Below are 16,887 nucleotides of genomic sequence, written 5' to 3' on the forward strand. Positions count from 1 at the left end.
TGCAGGACCTGCGCCATGACCGAAGCCGCCGAACTTCACCGTCCGCAGCCCGGCGCATCGTCGGCTCCCGCCCCGCTTCTCAGCGTCCGCAACATCGAGGTCGTCTATGACGACGTCATCCTGGTGTTACGCGGGCTAAGCCTCGACGTACCGCACGGCGCGATCGTGGCGTTGCTGGGGGCCAATGGCGCCGGCAAATCGACGACGCTGAAGGCGATCTCGGGGCTGTTGAAAACCGAGGATGGCGAGGTCACCCGCGGCGAGATCATGTTCGACGGGATGCGAATCGACGGCACCGATCCGGACAAGATCGTCCGCCGCGGCATCTTCCAGGTGATGGAGGGTCGCCGCATCGTCTCCGACATGACGTCGCTGGAGAACCTAAGGCTCGGCGCCTTCACCCGCAGCGACCGCGAGGTCGGCCGCGACATCGAGATGGTCTACAACTACTTCCCGCGGCTGAAAGAGCGCACCGGGCTGGCCGGCTACCTGTCAGGCGGCGAACAGCAGATGCTGGCGATCGGTCGCGCCCTGATGGCCCGGCCCAAGATGATCCTGATGGACGAGCCCTCAATGGGCCTCTCCCCCCTCCTGGTGAAGGAGGTGTTCTCTATCATCCAGCAGATCAACCGCGACCTCGGCGTCACCATCCTCCTGGTCGAACAAAACGCCCGCGCTGCCCTCTCCGTCGCCAGCCACGGCTACATCATGGAACAAGGCAAAGTCGTCCTCGACGGCACCGCCGACGAGCTGCGCGACAACGAGGACGTCAAGGAATTCTACCTCGGTGGCACCGGCGATCAACGGAAGAGCTTCAAGAATTTGAAGAGCTTTAAGCGGAGGAAGAGGTGGTTATGAGGGGTTAAGGCGCCGCGCAAGAGTGTATTGGCAAGAAGCAGGCCGTCTAGCGATTATTGATCCGGAGAAGCCATCGGATTCGCTAAGACTGCGGGGTTTTTCAAAGCCCACCGGGTCAGACATCGTTCTGTCTCAGATCCTCCCCGGGTTGTGTTCTCCTCTATTCTCATGTAATGCGCCATGTGCCTACACACTGCACTTTGCCGTCCAGAACGGAAGCTTGAGTGCCAAGGCCGACTAGTGTGGTTGGCACCGCCATGATTATCGCTTAGATTGATCCGGTGCGTCGAAGCTGGGATTGCGTGCGAATCCTAGAACGAGCGGGATCTGATCCGGCGGTATGTTGGGCGAGAACAGCCGTCTACCAGAGATCGACAGAGCCTATGATTATCACACGTACCCCGTTCCGCATTTCATTTTTTGGCGGGGGAACCGACTACCCGGACTGGTACACCAATCATGGCGGCTCGGTTCTTGCAACGACGATCGACAAATATTGCTACATCAGTTGTCGTCGTCTGCCGCCGTTTTTTGAGCACAAGCATCGGATTGTATATTCACGCATCGAGAACGTCGCATCGCCCCGCGACATTGAGCATCCAGCCGTGCGGGCAGTGCTGACCTGGGCCAACGTCGTTGACGGGATCGAGATTCACCACGATGGTGATTTGCCCGCCCGCTCCGGCCTTGGTTCCAGTTCGTCTTTTACCGTCGGGTTGATCCACGCGCTCTATGCCCTGCGCGGCCAGATGGCTAGCAAGGAAATGTTGGCGCAACAGGCGATCGAAATTGAGCAGAACGTGATAGGCGAGAACGTCGGCTCGCAGGACCAGGTTTCGGCTTCGTATGGCGGCTTTAATCGGATCGACTTTAGTCGCAGCGGATCAATCGACGTATCGCCAATGGTGCTCCACCCTGAGCGACAGCGCGATCTGCAGTCGCATCTGATGTTGTGCTTTACTGGCATCTCGCGCATCGCCTCCGAAGTTGCCAAGTCCAAAATCGCCAATCTGAACAAACGTCAAGACGAATTGAAACGCATGCACCGAATGGTCGACGAGGCGACTAACATTCTGCAAGGCAGCGGGCCGATAGATGAATTCGGCAAACTGCTCGATGAAAGCTGGCAGTACAAGCGCCAGCTGTCGGACCGGGTGTCGACGCCGGACATCGATGATTTGTACGAAGCAGCGCGTTCGGCCGGCGCGACCGGCGGCAAGTTGCTCGGCGCAGGCGGCGGCGGATTCATGTTGCTGTTCGCTAGGCCGGAGCGGCAAGAGGCCGTCCGGAACCGGCTGAACCGACTTGTCCACGTTCCCTTCCAGTTTGAGACCGCTGGCAGTCGAGTCGTGCTTTATCAGCCGCACGGGTTCGAGTAAGAGGTTTTTTGTTTTGGTTTTTTTGGTTTTTTGGGATTGAAGGTTGGGTGGTCCTGGGATGACGACTGAGACGAGGCTCAGGATCGGCGGGAACGCGCTGGCGGGCTTGCCTGCGCGTGCGCGGTGGGTGTGGCGCGAGACGCTTGCGCTGAACCTTCTGGCGCCGGAGACGCGTCTGGCGTCGTCGCTGTCTTCGATCGAGATCTTCGTGGCGCTGTATTACGGTGGGGTGCTGGCGTTCGACCCGAAGCGGCCGCTGGCGGCGGAGCGCGACCGCTGCGTGATCAGCAAGGGCCACGGCTCGATCTGCATGTATCCGATCCTGGCCGATCTGGGGTTTTTCCCGGTCGAGGAGCTGTCGCGGATCTGTCAGGCCGGCAGCTTTCTCGGCGGCATCCCCGATCCGGTGATTCCCGGCTACGAGACGGTGAACGGCTCACTCGGCCACGGCCTCGGGGTGGCGAGCGGCATGGCGTTGGGCTTGCAACGGGGCGGCGGCGCCGAGCGCAGCGTGTTCGTCGTCACCGGCGACGGCGAACTGCACGAGGGTGCTAACTGGGAGGCGATCATGTTCGCGGCCCAGCACGGGCTGGACAATCTGCATCTGATCGTCGACGACAACCGCATCAGCATGCTTGGCTTCACCGACGACATCGTCAGCCACGACGATCTGGCGGCGCGGTTGACAGCGTTCGGCTGGAGCTGCGCGCGGGTCGACGGCCACGACGTCGAGGCGGTGCGCGCGGCGCTACTGGCGATGAAGGTGGTACGCGACGGCCGGCCGAAGGCGCTGCTGGCGCGCACGGTAAAGGGCCGCGGCGTGCCGGGGCTTGAGAACGTGGCGCTGTCGCATATCCTGACACCGAAGCGCGAGTTGCTCGACCGCCTGCTGGAGACGACCGCGTGAGCGACGCCAGACCGATTGCGATGCGCGACGCGTTCCTGGAGCGGATCTGGCGCGCTATGGAGGACGACGAGGCGATCTTCTTCGCTTGCGCGGATTTCGGGTCGCCGGTGCTGGACCGGATCCGCGGCGACTATCCGCAGCGCTTCGTCAACGTCGGGATCGCCGAGCAGCAGCTGATCAACGTGTCGGCGGGTCTGGCGCTGGAAGGCTACAAGCTATTCGCCTACGCAATCGCGCCATTCATCACGATGCGCTGCTACGAGCAAATCCGGGTCAGCTTGGCGCTGCTGTCAACGGTGCGGCCGATGAACGTCAACCTGATCGGGGTTGGGGCCGGCTACAGCTACGTGGTGTCGGGTCCGACGCACCAGTGCTACGAGGACCTGACGCTGATGCGGGCACTGCCGAACATGCAGGTACTGTCGCCGGCGGACCACGTCACGGCGGCGTCGCTGTTCGATCACTGCGTATCAGCGCCGGGCCCGAAATATCTTCGGTTCGACGCTCAGCTTCTGCCCGTAGTGTACAACACCCCGCCGGACCTCGGCGCCGGCTTCCACGTCCACCGCCGCGGCGCGCGGCTATGCCTGGTGGCGACCGGCTACATGCTGCACACCGCGTTCGCGGCGGCCGACCGACTCGCGGCCGAGACCGGGGACGCCGTCGGGGTGATCGATCTGTTCGACCTGGCGCGATTCGACTGCGATGCTCTGGCGGCAGAGCTGTCCGGCTATGCCGGACTGGTCAGCCTGGAGGAAGGCTTCCGCGGCCGCGGCGGCATGGACGCGCTGCTGTTCGAGTTCATCGCACGGCGCGGCCTGTCCGGCCGGCTCTTGAACATCGGTGTCGAGGGCGGCTACCGCTTCGAACTTGGCAGCCGCGCCGAACTCCATGAACAGGTCGGCATCGGACCAAACGCCGTTACCGAACAAATCAAATCATTCCAAGAGACGCTGCCGGACGGGAGGTGCGCGTCGTGACCACGGCCATCGTTCTGGCCGGCGGATTGGGGACACGGCTCAGGGATGCGGTGCCCGATCTGCCGAAGCCAATGGCTAGCGTTCGCGGGCGGCCGTTTCTGTCGCATCTGATGGATTACTGGATCAACCAGGGGGTTGAGCGGTTCGTGCTCTCGGTGGGCCATATGCGTGAGCGCATCATCGATCATTTCGGTGACGATTATCGCGGTGTGCCTGTCGCCTACGCGATCGAAGAACAGCCGCTCGGTACGGGCGGCGGTCTGCTGATGGGAGCCTCCGGATTGTCCGCGCCGTTTCTGGTGCTGAACGGTGATACCTTCTTCGAGGTCGAATTGTCGGCCCTTACCGATTGGCATCGCCGTCAGCGATCGGATTGGACCTTCGCTTTGTTCCGCACGGCCGACACGCAGCGCTATATGGGCATGGACGTCGCCGCGGGCGGCGCCATCCGTTCGCTCACACCGCGCGCCGGCGGGCCGGAGCAACTTGCCAATGGCGGTGTCTATCTGATTGACCCGGCCGCACTTCGGGCTATTCCCTACGTCGCCGGCGTAAAGCTTTCGTTAGAGTACGAGTTGCTGCCGGCCGTGGTCGAGAGAGGGCGGAAACTGTTTGGTATGGAGAGCCGCGGGCGCTTTATCGATATCGGAATTCCCGACGATTATCGGCGGGCGGAGACCGTTCTGCCCTGACGTTTCTTTGGAATGATGACGTTCGGAATGCCGAATCAACCTGCCTTCGGCTGTGGCGAACCATCGGCATGGATGATATGCAGACCCCATCCTGAGGCGACATCATTGGAGTCAAGCGTGTCCTACAATATTTTGGTGACGGGTGGAGCGGGCTATCTCGGCTCGATTATGGTGCCTGAACTACTGGCCGCCGGCCACAAGGTGACCGTGCTGGACGATTTTATGTATCAGCAGACGAGTTTGAATCATGTCTGTTTCAATCCCGACTTCGACGTGGTGAAAGGCGATATCCGGATCGAGAGCACTTTGCTGTCGCTGTTGAAGAAGGCGGACGTTGTGATTCCGCTGGCGGCCTATGTCGGCGCGCCACTGTGCAGCCAGGATCCCGTCGGTGCCCAAACCATCAACCACGATGCGATATTGATGATGCTGCGGCACCTATCCAAGGACCAGCGCATTTTGATGCCGACCACCAACAGCGCATACGGGACTGGCGACGAGAACAATTTCTGCACCGAGGAATCGCCGCTGAACCCAATCTCGAAATACGCGATCGACAAGGTCGCCATCGAGAAGGAGCTGATGGAGCATCCCAATGCGATCAGCTTCCGGCTCGCGACGGTATTCGGCATGTCACCGCGGATGCGCATCGACCTACTCGTCAACGACTTTGCCTACCGCGCCGTGTACGACCGCTTCGTGGTGCTGTTCGAAAGCCACTTTAAGCGCAACTACATCCATGTCCGCGACGTGGCGCGAGCGTTCCTACACGGAATCGGAAATTTCGAGGCGATGAAGGGCCAGATCTACAACGTCGGCCTATCGGAAGCGAACATCTCGAAGTTCGAGCTGTGTCAGCGCATCCAAAAACTGGTTCCAAGCTTTGTCTATATCGAGGCTCCGGTCGGAAAGGATCCGGATCAGCGCAACTACATTGTGTCCAACGCGAAGATCGAGGCCACCGGCTACAAGCCAGCCGTGTCGCTCGACCAAGGTCTGGCGGAGCTCGTCAAGGGCTTCCGTATGATCAAGAACTCACGTTACGGTAACGTCTGAGCGACATGCGTTGGTTTGACGACATTTCAGTCAGATCGACAGGTCCGGTGCTCCGGACAGTATCCAGGTCACCGGCGTGACGCCGATACAGCCACTCGTAGTGGTCGACAATGGTATCGAAGCCAAATTCTGCGCACACGCCTCGCGTGCAGCGCGCCCGAGCCGCCCCGCCGTTCAGGATCGTGAGCCAGATCTAGAGCGGTTCATCACTAGATAGAATCGAAAGGGATTCCGTTGGTCGGCGGTCTATGATTCAAGATGCTGGCTGGATCGGAGACCAGCTTCGATGGTCCGACCTCTTTCGAACGATCTTCGTGAACGAGCGGTTGCGGCGATGCGGGCCGGCGAGAGTTGCCGGGCTGTCGCGCAGCGGTTCGGCGTCGCGCCGTCTTCCGTCGTGAAGTGGCACCGGCTGTATCTGGAGACAGGATCGGTGGTGCCGGGCAAGATAGGCGGACACCGCAAGCCGATCTTGCTGCCGCATCGCGCGTTCATCATGGAGCGGATTAGGCAAACGCCACATCTGACGCTGCATGGCCTGAAGGACGAACTCGCTGCACGCGGCGTGAAGGTCTCGCACCATGCGGTGTGGACCTTCCTCAAGCGCGAAGGTCTGAGCTTCTAAAAAAACGCTGTTCGCCCTTGAGCAGGGCCGCGCCGACGTCGCATGGCGGCGGCAGCGGTGGCGCAGCCTGCAGGATCGCCTCGATCCAAGCCGGCTGGTGTTCATCGACGAGACCTGGGTCAAGACCAACATGGCCCCGTTGCGCGGCTGGGGCCCCAAAGGTGAGCGGCTCCGCGGGTTTGCACCGCACGGTCATTGGCGGACGCTGACCTTTCTGGGCGCGCTACGCTGTGACCGGCTCACTGCGCCTTGCGTATTCGATGGGCCGATCAACGGCGAGAGCTTCCGCGCCTATGTCGAACAGCAACTCGTTCGGGCGCTGCGGCCAGGCGACATCGTCGTTATGGACAATCTCGGAAGCCACAAATCGCCCTCCGTCCGGCGGATGATCCGAGAAGCCGGTGCGAGGCTCTGGTACCTGCCGCCGTACTCACCCGACCTCAACCCAATCGAGCAGGTCTTCGCCAAGATCAAGCACTGGATGCGCATCGCCCAGAAGCGAACCATCGACGCCGCTTGCGATCACATCGGGCGCCTCACCGGGACCATCATCCCAGACGAGTGCGCCAGCTACTTCATCAATGCAGGATACGCTTCCATCAAAACATGAAGCGCTCTAGGATGGCGGCCGCGAGTACGGCCGGCGATGCAGCGGGCACGAGCAGCCCCGTCACACCGTCTTCGACCGCGTCGACATTGCCGCAGAGAGAGGCGATCGTCGACACGCCTCTGGCCAGTCCTTCGAGCAACGCGTTTGAGCCCCCTCCTGATGCGAGGGTATCACCGCGAGATCGCAGGCCGTGGCCAGCTGCGCCGCCGCATCGCTGCGTTCGCCGATCCCGATCAGCCTGTCCCAATCCCCAGGCCTGAGGCGCGGGCGTCGAGCGCGGCCCCACCCAGACCTTCATCGCGACCGATCAGAACCAACCGCCAGTCGGCAGGCAGCGGGTCTCTGACTAGACCGAGACCATCGATCAGGTCAGCGCGCCCCTTGTACGGAATCAGATTGGCGACCACCATGATGGCTTGGCTGTCAGCAGCCAGCCCCATTGCCGCCCAAGCGCCGCACGAGCCGGCTTGTCCGGGCAGGATATCGCCGTTTGTGAATTAGTCCAACCTTCTGCCGGATCGGCGGACTCGTCGACCGGCTCCGCAACCACCGTCGTCGAATTGACCAGCAGCGCCAATGTCCGGCGATGGAGCGCGCACTCGATCGACCGAAATCTCGGATACGCCTGGCGATTGTTCGCAGCCATCGACGGCTGACGATGATCGGCCAATTGCCTGCGAGCAGCGCGGTCAAGTGACCGAGCAGCGTCGGTTCGGGTAGAAAAGGTGTCGAAGTCCAGACGAAGAACCCGAAACTGCAGAGCCAGTTCTGCGCACGGTGGTACGCACCCAGCCCAGCCCTGCGGCGCCCGACGAGCGGTACGCCGGCAGCTAGGATCGCCGGTTCGAGCGCTCCACTGCGCACCCTGGCATGAAGATGCATGTCGAGGCCGCGACGTTTCAGTGGAGGAAGTAGCTGGGCGAGATGGCACTCGGCGCCCCCGACGCTGAGATGCGGCCCGATGACCAGGATGCCGGGTGGTGTCACGATTTGCGGGCCACCGCGACCCAGTATGGCGGTTGATCTGAGAACACTGGAGCCTCGCATCCTGCGGCGACGAGCATGGTAGTGATATCTGCGCGCGAAAATCGTTGCTCCAGCTGCGTCCCGAAACGGTCACGGGCATCGGTGCGCATCACGTAAAGGCCCTTGTCGCGATAATAAGCCAATGGCCACGAATCGACACAAGCACCAGCTCTATCCGCGAGTTGCGCCAAGCGCGCGAGCGGCCAGTAAACGACTGCAGCCAAAACGTTACTCATCGCGTAGCTCAGGCCGTGGGGGCTATGCGACAGAATGCGCCGCACTAGTTCCGAAGCACGCCATAGGGCGCGAAACCAGCCCGCGCGATTTTCGAAATCATAATATAGATACAGCAAAATCGGTGCACCCGGCTTCAGCTTGGCGGCCACCGATCGCACCGCCTCCGCAGTGTCCGGCACGTGGTGCAAGACACCCAGGCTATAGATGAAGTCCAGGCTGCCATCGGCCACCGGCAAAGCTTCGACCGAAGCCTCTCGAAATTCGACGTTTTCGTGCCCGGCGAGATTTCGGCGCGCGACGTTCAATGCTTCGGTGCTGGCGTCGATGCACAGCAGACGTCGGACCCTGGGAGCGACCAGTTGGGCCCACCGCCCGCTCCCGCATCCGACGTCCATGCCTACGGCATCGCTCGGCAGCGCTTCCCACGGAAACAGGGCGAAGTAATCCTGCCAGATGCGATCCCGGTCGGCAGCGGATAGCGTACTCTGATCAAATCGCGACCACTCGTCGCCGAAGCCTCGCACGACTGCCTTGTCAAGGTTTCTCAACTCCGGGTTCACATCCATCGTCGCCTCCAAGATTCGAACATTAGCAGCGTCCAGAGCTGGTAAGCGTGGTTGCGGCGGCACGTAAGATGTTGTCGCCAAAGCTCCCGCGCCGGTGCCGGCTCGAGCAGACCGCCGCCATACCGTGCGGGCTCGAGCAAGTCTTCAGCCCAGCATCGCAGCGGGCCTCGTAACCAGTCGGCCAACGGGATTCCAAATCCCATTTTCGGCCGGTCGATCAATCGCGGAGGGACGAAACGGTCGAGGACCCGGCGAAGAATCCATTTGGTCTCGCCGTTGCGCACTAGGAAACGTCTGGGCAGCCGCCATGCGAATTCCACGACGCGATGATCGAGCAACGGGGGCCGCGCTTCCAGTGATACGGCCATGGAGGCGCGATCCACCTTCTGCATGATATCATCCGGCAGATACGTCATGGTGTCGGTGAAGCGCATCCGATCCAAAATATCAAGGTCGGGAATCAATTGACCAGAGTCGGCGTCGTACTCTGGGGCGGAAAGGTGATCCATCGGCTCTGGTACCTGGCTGACCAGACGACGGTAAAGGCCATTGGCGTCGAGCGGCAGCACGCTGGCCAGCTTGGCCAACTTGTCTCCCGGCTGGGCCGGCAGAAACCCGCGTGGCACCGCCCGCGCTATACCGTCAACCAGACCTGGGGGCACCTGGCCCAATACGCCGGCGATCAGGCGGCGTATTGCCGGCGGAATCGCAACGATACGCCGCCAATCCCGGGCGGCTACCAGATAGCGATTATAGCCGCCGAACAGTTCGTCGCCGCCATCGCCGGACAGCGCCACCGTGACGTGCGCGCGCGTCAGCTTCGACACTAGATGCGTCGGGATCTGCGACGAGTCCGCAAACGGCTCATCGTACATCTCGGCGAGCTGAGGAACCACGCCGAGGGCATCTGCGGCGGTGATCACCAGCTCGGTGTGCGTGGTACCGAGATGCTTGGCGACGGCGGCAGCGTGCGCCGACTCATCGAAGCCGAAATCTCCGAAGCCGATCGAAAAGGTCCGCACCGTGCCCTTGCCGGCCGCGATCATCAGGGCGGCGACGGCGGACGAATCGACGCCGCCGGACAGGAACGCTCCGAGAGAGACGTCCGAGATCATCTGGCGCTTGACGGCATCGGCGAGTAAGGTGGCAAGCTGGTCGACGGCCTCGGAGTCAGACACCTCGAGCTGAGCTAGACGCCCCGCCGCGACCGCGTCGTCGAGCCGCCAGTAGCGCGCCCGCGTGATCCTTCCGCCACCATCGAACGAGACCATCTCGCCCGGCATCACCTTTTCCACTCCTCTAAAGATCGCATGCGGGGCCGGCACGTAACCGAAGCGCAAGAAGCTCGCCAGCGCGCGCGGGTCAATCTGCGGCGTCTCCAGGAAAGCCGGCCGCAGCGCCTTCAATTCCGAACCAAACGCGATGCGGTGCCCAATGCAGGCGAAGGTCAGCGGCTTGATGCCGATCCGGTCGCGAACCAGATGCAGAACGCTCTCGCGGCGGTCCCACAGTGCAATCGCATACATCCCGTTCAATTCGGCAAGCGTCGTCTTGAGACCGCGCCGCGCGACGCTCTCTAGCATCACTTCGGTGTCGGAATGACCACGCCAATTGATCGTGGCCAGCGCTGGATGACGACGCATGTCCTCGGCGTTGTAGATTTCGCCGTTGTAACTGACTACCCATCGGCCATCGGCGGACTGCATCGGTTGGGCACCGGCAGCGGTGAGGTCGAGAATCGAAAGCCGGCGGTGCGAAAGAGCGAGGCCGGACGCAGCATCGACCCAGACCCCGCCCGCATCCGGACCTCGATGCACCATTGCGTTGGCCATGCCCTCCCCTAGCCGCAACAGCTCAAGCTCGTTGCCGACGAGTCTTGGATCGATCAAGCCAGCGATGCCACACATGTTACTACCCTCGTTGCTGGCGTAGCCGGCCGGCGTGCGATCGCCGTAGATCGCTGCAATTTAACGCGAGGGCGATTTGCAGCAGGCAGCGAACGATCATCAAGCGACTGCCCCTTCTGGTGCGGGCCACCGTGTCACAACCGCCAGAGCGTCACGCCCTCCGGCCGCATGGCCGGATCGACCCGCGATTTGACGTCGACAACGACGCCGCTTCCATCCCGGAGCAATTCCCGGATTAGGTCCCAACCTCGTTCCAGATAGTCGCGATGGCTGACCGCCAAGATCACCGCGTCCGCGGGCGCCAAGTCTTGCAGACGTTGCAGCACGATGCCATATTCGTGTTGCGCATCGGCAGGATCGGCGTGAGGATCGTGCACAGCGACTGTCAGACCAAACCGTTGAAGGCCGCGGATTACGTCGACTACTTTCGAATTGCGCAGGTCAGGCACATCTTCCTTGAACGTGATCCCCAGCACCGCCACGCGTCCCTGCGTGACGCCCCGGAGCATCAACAGGCGGGCGCACTCCTCGGCCACGCGCGCCCCGACGCCGTCGTTGATCCGGCGGCCGGCCAATATGACCTCGGGGTGATAGCCGGCTATCTCGGCGCGATGGGTGAGGTAGTAAGGGTCGACGCCGATACAGTGACCGCCGACCAAGCCTGGCATGAACGGCAGAAAATTCCACTTGGTGCTGGCGGCGGCGAGGACGTCTGCCGTATCGATACCGAGTCGATGGAAGATCACCGACAGTTCGTTCATCAGGGCGATGTTGAGATCCCGCTGCGTGTTCTCGATCACCTTGGCGGCTTCGGCGACCTTGATGGTCGCGGCGCGGTAAATCCCGGCCTTGACCACTAAGCCGTACACCGCGGCTACCACGTCCAGAGTTTCCGGAGTCTGCCCCGACACCACCTTCTGAATCGTCTCGAAGCGATGCTGCCTGTCGCCCGGATTAATCCGCTCGGGGCTGTAGCCGACCGTGAAATCGTCCGGCGCGCGCAGGCCCGAAGCCCGTTCAAGGACCGGCACGCAGTGTTCCTCCGTGGCGCCGGGATAGACCGTCGATTCATACACGACGATGGCGCCGCGCTTGAGAGCGCGCCCGACCGTCTCAGATGCGCGCGTCAAGGCGCTTAGGTCGGGCCGCTTCGCCAAGTCGATCGGCGTCGGCACCGTGACGATGTGGAAATCGCAATCGGCGAGGTCGGTCGGGTCGGCCGTGTAGCGAACCGGCGCGGCCGAGAGTTCGTCGGCGTTCACCTCGTTGGTCCTGTCCCGGCCGGTCCGGAGTTCGTCGATCCGCGTCGCGTCGATGTCGAAGCCGACAACCGGGACGCCGGCACGCCCGAAGGCCACTGCGACCGGCAAGCCGACATAGCCGAGGCCGACGACGGCTATGCGACGCCGTTTCTGCTGACCCGGTGACGAGGCGAGATTCGAAGGCATGTCCATGATGACCGTCAACATTCGCGAGGCGCCGTCCTGCGGGAACGACGCGCACAAACCAATCCTTACCGCTCCACCGGCGCCAGCGTGCCGCCCCCGCCCCCGTCATTGCACGGCGTTGATGATCTCGCACAATTTGTCGATTTCGTCGCCCCTAAGATCGGGGAAGTTGCCGATGTAGAAACCGTAGAAATGAATGTGTTCAACCTCAGGAAACAGCTTATGGTGCCCCTCTGGAACTATGCCTTTGAGATAGGGCTGGCGAATCTGGTTGCCGCCGCCGGCGCTGCCGCGGCGGAATTCGATGCCGGCCTCGCGCATCCGGGTCATCAGACGCTGCACCAGCCCGTCATCGGCGTCCTTTAGCACGATGTTGAATGCATAGTTGCTGCATCCCTCGAACTTAAAGTCGGTGCGGTATTTCGACGAATCCAGCTGGCGCATGAAGCGATGCAGGTTCTCGTTGCGTCGGGCCACGGCGGCATCGAGCCGCTTCAGCTGGCTGCGTCCGAGAATGCCCCCGAGCTCGGTGTTGCGCATGTTGTAGGCTGGAAACGCGAATATGAAGTCCGGATTGAGCTCCGGGTAGTCGCTGACGTAACGGCTGCGAAGCTCGGGATCGTTTGATTCGCGCACCATGCCATGGGACCGCAGCATCCTGATCTGCTGATAGACCTCCGGATCGTCGGTGCACACCATGCCGCCTTCGATCGTGCTCATGTGATGTGCGTAATAGTAGGAAAAATTCGAGATCCAGCCGATCGACCCGAGCCGCCGGCCGTTATGGGTCGCGCCGTGGGACTCGCATACGTCTTCGATCAGCGGCACGTTGCGGCGCTTCAGTTCCGCGATCAGTTCGTCGTCCAAGCCGTCGAACCCCTGGACATGAGTGAGAAAGACGGCGCGGGTTCTATCGGTGAGCTTGGCGAGCACCTGGCGTGCATCCATCGCCAGCGATCGCCGATCGATATCGACGAACACCGGCATGAAGCCGTTCTGAAGAACCGACGAGATGTCCGAGACCCAGGTCAGGGGCGGCACGATCACCTCACCACCTTCAGGATGGCGGATCTTGAGGATTGCCATGGTAAGAAGATTAGCCGATGCGCCCGAATTGACGAACACGCTGTACTTTACCCCCAACCAATTCGACCACTCGTTCTCGAAGGCGCGGACATTGTGGCTATGAGTGAGCATCGGATCGTCTTGCTGGAGATGAGCGATCACCGCGTCTAGATCCTCGCGCGAGATGTTGTTGCGCATCAATGGAAACTGCATGAAGACTCCAACTTTGTCTGTCGAATGGTGAGATTCGAAGCGCGTCCTCGGCTCACCGAAGCGTCTCTTGGAATGATTTGATTTGTTCGGTAACGGCGTTTGGTCCGATGCCGACCTGTTCATGGAGTTCGGCGCGGCTGCCAAGTTCGAAGCGGTAGCCGCCCTCGACACCGATGTTCAAGAGCCGGCCGGACAGGCCGCGCCGTGCGATGAACTCGAACAGCAGCGCGTCCATGCCGCCGCGGCCGCGGAAGCCTTCCTCCAGGCTGACCAGTCCGGCATAGCCGGACAGCTCTGCCGCCAGAGCATCGCAGTCGAATCGCGCCAGGTCGAACAGATCGATCACCCCGACGGCGTCCCCGGTCTCGGCCGCGAGTCGGTCGGCCGCCGCGAACGCGGTGTGCAGCATGTAGCCGGTCGCCACCAGGCATAGCCGCGCGCCGCGGCGGTGGACGTGGAAGCCGGCGCCGAGGTCCGGCGGGGTGTTGTACACTACGGGCAGAAGCTGAGCGTCGAACCGAAGATATTTCGGGCCCGGCGCTGATACGCAGTGATCGAACAGCGACGCCGCCGTGACGTGGTCCGCCGGCGACAGTACCTGCATGTTCGGCAGTGCCCGCATCAGCGTCAGGTCCTCGTAGCACTGGTGCGTCGGACCCGACACCACGTAGCTGTAGCCGGCCCCAACCCCGATCAGGTTGACGTTCATCGGCCGCACCGTTGACAGCAGCGCCAAGCTGACCCGGATTTGCTCGTAGCAGCGCATCGTGATGAATGGCGCGATTGCGTAGGCGAATAGCTTGTAGCCTTCCAGCGCCAGACCCGCCGACACGTTGATCAGCTGCTGCTCGGCGATCCCGACGTTGACGAAGCGCTGCGGATAGTCGCCGCGGATCCGGTCCAGCACCGGCGACCCGAAATCCGCGCAAGCGAAGAAGATCGCCTCGTCGTCCTCCATAGCGCGCCAGATCCGCTCCAGGAACGCGTCGCGCATCGCAATCGGTCTGGCGTCGCTCACGCGGTCGTCTCCAGCAGGCGGTCGAGCAACTCGCGCTTCGGTGTCAGGATATGCGACAGCGCCACGTTCTCAAGCCCCGGCACGCCGCGGCCCTTTACCGTGCGCGCCAGCAGCGCCTTCGGCCGGCCGTCGCGTACCACCTTCATCGCCAGTAGCGCCGCGCGCACCGCCTCGACGTCGTGGCCGTCGACCCGCGCGCAGCTCCAGCCGAACGCTGTCAACCGCGCCGCCAGATCGTCGTGGCTGACGATGTCGTCGGTGAAGCCAAGCATGCTGATGCGGTTGTCGTCGACGATCAGATGCAGATTGTCCAGCCCGTGCTGGGCCGCGAACATGATCGCCTCCCAGTTAGCACCCTCGTGCAGTTCGCCGTCGCCGGTGACGACGAACACGCTGCGCTCGGCGCCGCCGCCCCGTTGCAAGCCCAACGCCATGCCGCTCGCCACCCCGAGGCCGTGGCCGAGTGAGCCGTTCACCGTCTCGTAGCCGGGAATCACCGGATCGGGGATGCCGCCGAGAAAGCTGCCGGCCTGACAGATCCGCGACAGCTCCTCGACCGGGAAAAACCCCAGATCGGCCAGGATCGGATACATGCAGATCGAGCCGTGGCCCTTGCTGATCACGCAGCGGTCGCGCTCCGCCGCCAGCGGCCGCTTCGGGTCGAACGCCAGCACCCCACCGTAATACAGCGCCACGAAGATCTCGATCGAAGACAGCGACGACGCCAGACGCGTCTCCGGCGCCAGAAGGTTCAGCGCAAGCGTCTCGCGCCACACCCACCGCGCACGCGCAGGCAAGCCCGCCAGCGCGTTCCCGCCGATCCTGAGCCTCGTCTCAGTCGTCATCCCAGGACCACCCAACCTTCAATCCCAAAAAACCAAAAAAACCAAAACAAAAAACCTCTTACTCGAACCCGTGCGGCTGATAAAGTGATAAAGCGGCATAATGCAGCCGCATCCAACATGGACTGCGACGCCCGCGCGACGGCGCTCCCGGCGCGCAGCCTGCCTGCATTTCTGCCAACCATCAGTCCGCCGCATTGGACCAGCACCAGGGCTGGCGCGCGTGTCGACGAGGATATATTGCTACGTCGTGCGAGGGTCTAAACGCTGTGGAACCTGAGGGCATGCGAATTCTTGTCACCGGCACCGCCGGCTTCATTGGATCGGAGCTAGCAATCCGCTTGCTCGAACGGGGCGAGACCGTCGTTGGCATCGACAATCACAACGACTACTACGACCCCGTCATCAAGGAAGCCAGATTGGCGCGGCACGCCGATCACCCTCGCTACACTCACCTTAGGATTGATCTGGCGGACCGCGCCGCCATCGAATCCGCCTTCGCGACCCATCGCCCAGATCGGGTGGTGAATCTCGCGGCACAGGCGGGTGTGCGCTATTCGATCGACAACCCGCTGGCCTACATCAACAGCAACATCGTCGGCTTCGCCCACATTCTCGAGGGTTGCCGGCACCACGGCGTTGACCATCTCGTCTATGCTAGCAGTTCGAGCGTATATGGCGGCAACACGACAATGCCGTTCTCAGTGCATCACAACGTCGACCATCCGCTCTCACTCTATGCCGCAAGTAAGAAGAGCAACGAGTTGATGGCGCATACCTACAGCCATCTCTACGGCCTGCCGACCAGCGGCCTGCGGTTTTTCACCGTCTACGGGCCGTGGGGGCGCCCCGATATGGCGCTGTTCAAATTCACCAAAGCGATCATTTCGGGTGAAAAACTGCAGATCTTTAACTATGGAAGGCACCGCCGCGACTTCACCTACATCGACGACATCGTCGAGGGCGTCATTCGCGTACTGGATCGCCCAGCGCCACCGAACGCGGAATGGACCGGGGCCGCGCCGGATCCGGGCAGCAGCAACGCACCCTGGCGTGTCTACAACATCGGGAACAACAATCCCGTCGAACTGATGGACTACATTGCGGCGCTCGAGCAGGCGTTGGGAAAGACGGCTCAGGTCGAACTGCTACCACTGCAGCAGGGCGACGTTCCAAACACCTATGCCGACGTGTCGGATCTGGTTGAACAGTTCCATTACAAGCCGTCGACGACCATCGAGCAGGGAATCTCTAGATTCGTCGATTGGTACCGTAGTTATTTCGACGGTACGGCTTGAAGAACGCTGATGCTCTGCTCCACCTTGGACAGTTGAGACATTTCCGCAACTCCGCGGGGTAAAAGACATTGTTTATTGCCACAGAACGCCCCCCCCCCCCCAACCCGGCTAGCGAACAACCGTTCGGAACGGTAAGGTTCGGAACGTCATCAGAAGCGCG

The 16,887-nt window shown here is 62.1% G+C and carries 16 protein-coding genes; 8 read left to right on the top strand and 8 right to left on the bottom strand.

What is annotated here, in order from left to right:
- The first annotated feature begins 15 nt into the window (after window positions 1-15).
- The 7 genes from RPPS3_RS20575 to RPPS3_RS20605 all read left to right on the top strand — a co-directional run bounded on the left by RPPS3_RS20575 (window position 16) and on the right by RPPS3_RS20605 (window position 7,107).
- Window positions 16-858 (top strand): ABC transporter ATP-binding protein, encoded by an 843-nt coding sequence (locus tag RPPS3_RS20575; RefSeq protein WP_107345725.1) that lies wholly within the window; start codon window positions 16-18, stop codon window positions 856-858.
- A gap of 383 nt (window positions 859-1,241) precedes the next feature.
- Window positions 1,242-2,237 (top strand): kinase, encoded by a 996-nt coding sequence (locus tag RPPS3_RS20580; RefSeq protein WP_107345726.1) that lies wholly within the window; start codon window positions 1,242-1,244, stop codon window positions 2,235-2,237.
- Window positions 2,238-2,295: 58 nt separating this feature from the next.
- Window positions 2,296-3,144 carry a transketolase gene (locus RPPS3_RS20585; RefSeq protein WP_107345727.1) on the top strand — a complete coding sequence of 283 codons (849 nt, stop codon included), beginning with the start codon at window positions 2,296-2,298 and terminating at the stop codon, window positions 3,142-3,144.
- Window positions 3,141-4,124, top strand: a complete 984-nt coding sequence (locus RPPS3_RS20590; RefSeq protein WP_199852158.1) for a transketolase family protein — start codon at window positions 3,141-3,143, stop codon at window positions 4,122-4,124. The genes RPPS3_RS20585 and RPPS3_RS20590 overlap by 4 nt, the downstream gene beginning before the upstream one ends.
- Window positions 4,121-4,816 (top strand): sugar phosphate nucleotidyltransferase, encoded by a 696-nt coding sequence (locus RPPS3_RS20595; RefSeq protein ID WP_107346706.1) that lies wholly within the window; start codon window positions 4,121-4,123, stop codon window positions 4,814-4,816. The genes RPPS3_RS20590 and RPPS3_RS20595 overlap by 4 nt, the downstream gene beginning before the upstream one ends.
- A 117-nt stretch (window positions 4,817-4,933) precedes the next feature.
- Window positions 4,934-5,872, top strand: a complete 939-nt coding sequence (locus RPPS3_RS20600; RefSeq protein ID WP_234820002.1) for an NAD-dependent epimerase/dehydratase family protein — start codon at window positions 4,934-4,936, stop codon at window positions 5,870-5,872.
- A 286-nt stretch (window positions 5,873-6,158) separates the two neighbouring features.
- A protein-coding gene (locus RPPS3_RS20605) for an IS630 family transposase (protein WP_107344330.1) occupies window positions 6,159-7,107 on the top strand; the annotation gives its coding sequence in 2 pieces (ribosomal slippage) (window positions 6,159-6,494 and window positions 6,496-7,107; 948 coding nt in all).
- Here the strand turns inward: RPPS3_RS20605 and RPPS3_RS24855 are convergent.
- The 8 genes from RPPS3_RS24855 to RPPS3_RS20640 all read right to left on the bottom strand — a co-directional run bounded on the left by RPPS3_RS24855 (window position 7,097) and on the right by RPPS3_RS20640 (window position 15,432).
- Window positions 7,097-7,405 (bottom strand): glycosyltransferase, encoded by a 309-nt coding sequence (locus tag RPPS3_RS24855; RefSeq protein ID WP_349626910.1) that lies wholly within the window; start codon window positions 7,403-7,405, stop codon window positions 7,097-7,099. The genes RPPS3_RS20605 and RPPS3_RS24855 overlap by 11 nt on opposite strands.
- On the bottom strand, window positions 7,341-7,547 hold the full coding sequence (locus RPPS3_RS20610; RefSeq protein ID WP_107345729.1) for a hypothetical protein: 207 nt from the start codon (window positions 7,545-7,547) through the stop codon (window positions 7,341-7,343). Before RPPS3_RS20610 ends, RPPS3_RS24855 begins: the two co-directional genes overlap by 65 nt.
- 543 nt (window positions 7,548-8,090) lie before the next feature.
- Window positions 8,091-8,936 carry a class I SAM-dependent methyltransferase gene (locus tag RPPS3_RS20615; RefSeq protein ID WP_107345730.1) on the bottom strand — a complete coding sequence of 282 codons (846 nt, stop codon included), beginning with the start codon at window positions 8,934-8,936 and terminating at the stop codon, window positions 8,091-8,093.
- A complete protein-coding gene (gene asnB, locus RPPS3_RS20620; RefSeq protein WP_107345731.1) occupies window positions 8,927-10,843 on the bottom strand; it encodes an asparagine synthase (glutamine-hydrolyzing) in 1,917 nt (638 codons plus the stop codon). The genes RPPS3_RS20615 and asnB overlap by 10 nt, the downstream gene beginning before the upstream one ends.
- A 134-nt stretch (window positions 10,844-10,977) precedes the next feature.
- Entirely contained in the window at window positions 10,978-12,291 is a 1,314-nt protein-coding gene (locus RPPS3_RS20625; RefSeq protein ID WP_107346708.1) for a nucleotide sugar dehydrogenase, read from the bottom strand.
- A 105-nt stretch (window positions 12,292-12,396) separates the two neighbouring features.
- Entirely contained in the window at window positions 12,397-13,569 is a 1,173-nt protein-coding gene (locus RPPS3_RS20630) for a DegT/DnrJ/EryC1/StrS family aminotransferase (RefSeq protein WP_199852159.1), read from the bottom strand.
- Between the two features lie 52 nt (window positions 13,570-13,621).
- A complete protein-coding gene (locus RPPS3_RS20635) occupies window positions 13,622-14,587 on the bottom strand; it encodes a transketolase family protein (RefSeq protein ID WP_199852160.1) in 966 nt (321 codons plus the stop codon).
- Window positions 14,584-15,432 (bottom strand): transketolase, encoded by an 849-nt coding sequence (locus RPPS3_RS20640; RefSeq protein WP_107345727.1) that lies wholly within the window; start codon window positions 15,430-15,432, stop codon window positions 14,584-14,586. The genes RPPS3_RS20635 and RPPS3_RS20640 overlap by 4 nt, the downstream gene beginning before the upstream one ends.
- 281 nt (window positions 15,433-15,713) lie before the next feature.
- Here RPPS3_RS20640 and RPPS3_RS20645 point away from each other — a divergent pair, with 281 nt between their 5' ends.
- Window positions 15,714-16,727, top strand: coding sequence for an NAD-dependent epimerase (locus tag RPPS3_RS20645; RefSeq protein WP_107345733.1), 1,014 nt, complete (start codon window positions 15,714-15,716; stop codon window positions 16,725-16,727).
- Window positions 16,728-16,887: the final 160 nt, after the last annotated feature.

The sequence above is a fragment of the Rhodopseudomonas palustris genome, assembly GCF_003031265.1.
Lineage (GTDB): Bacteria > Pseudomonadota > Alphaproteobacteria > Rhizobiales > Xanthobacteraceae > Rhodopseudomonas > Rhodopseudomonas palustris_H.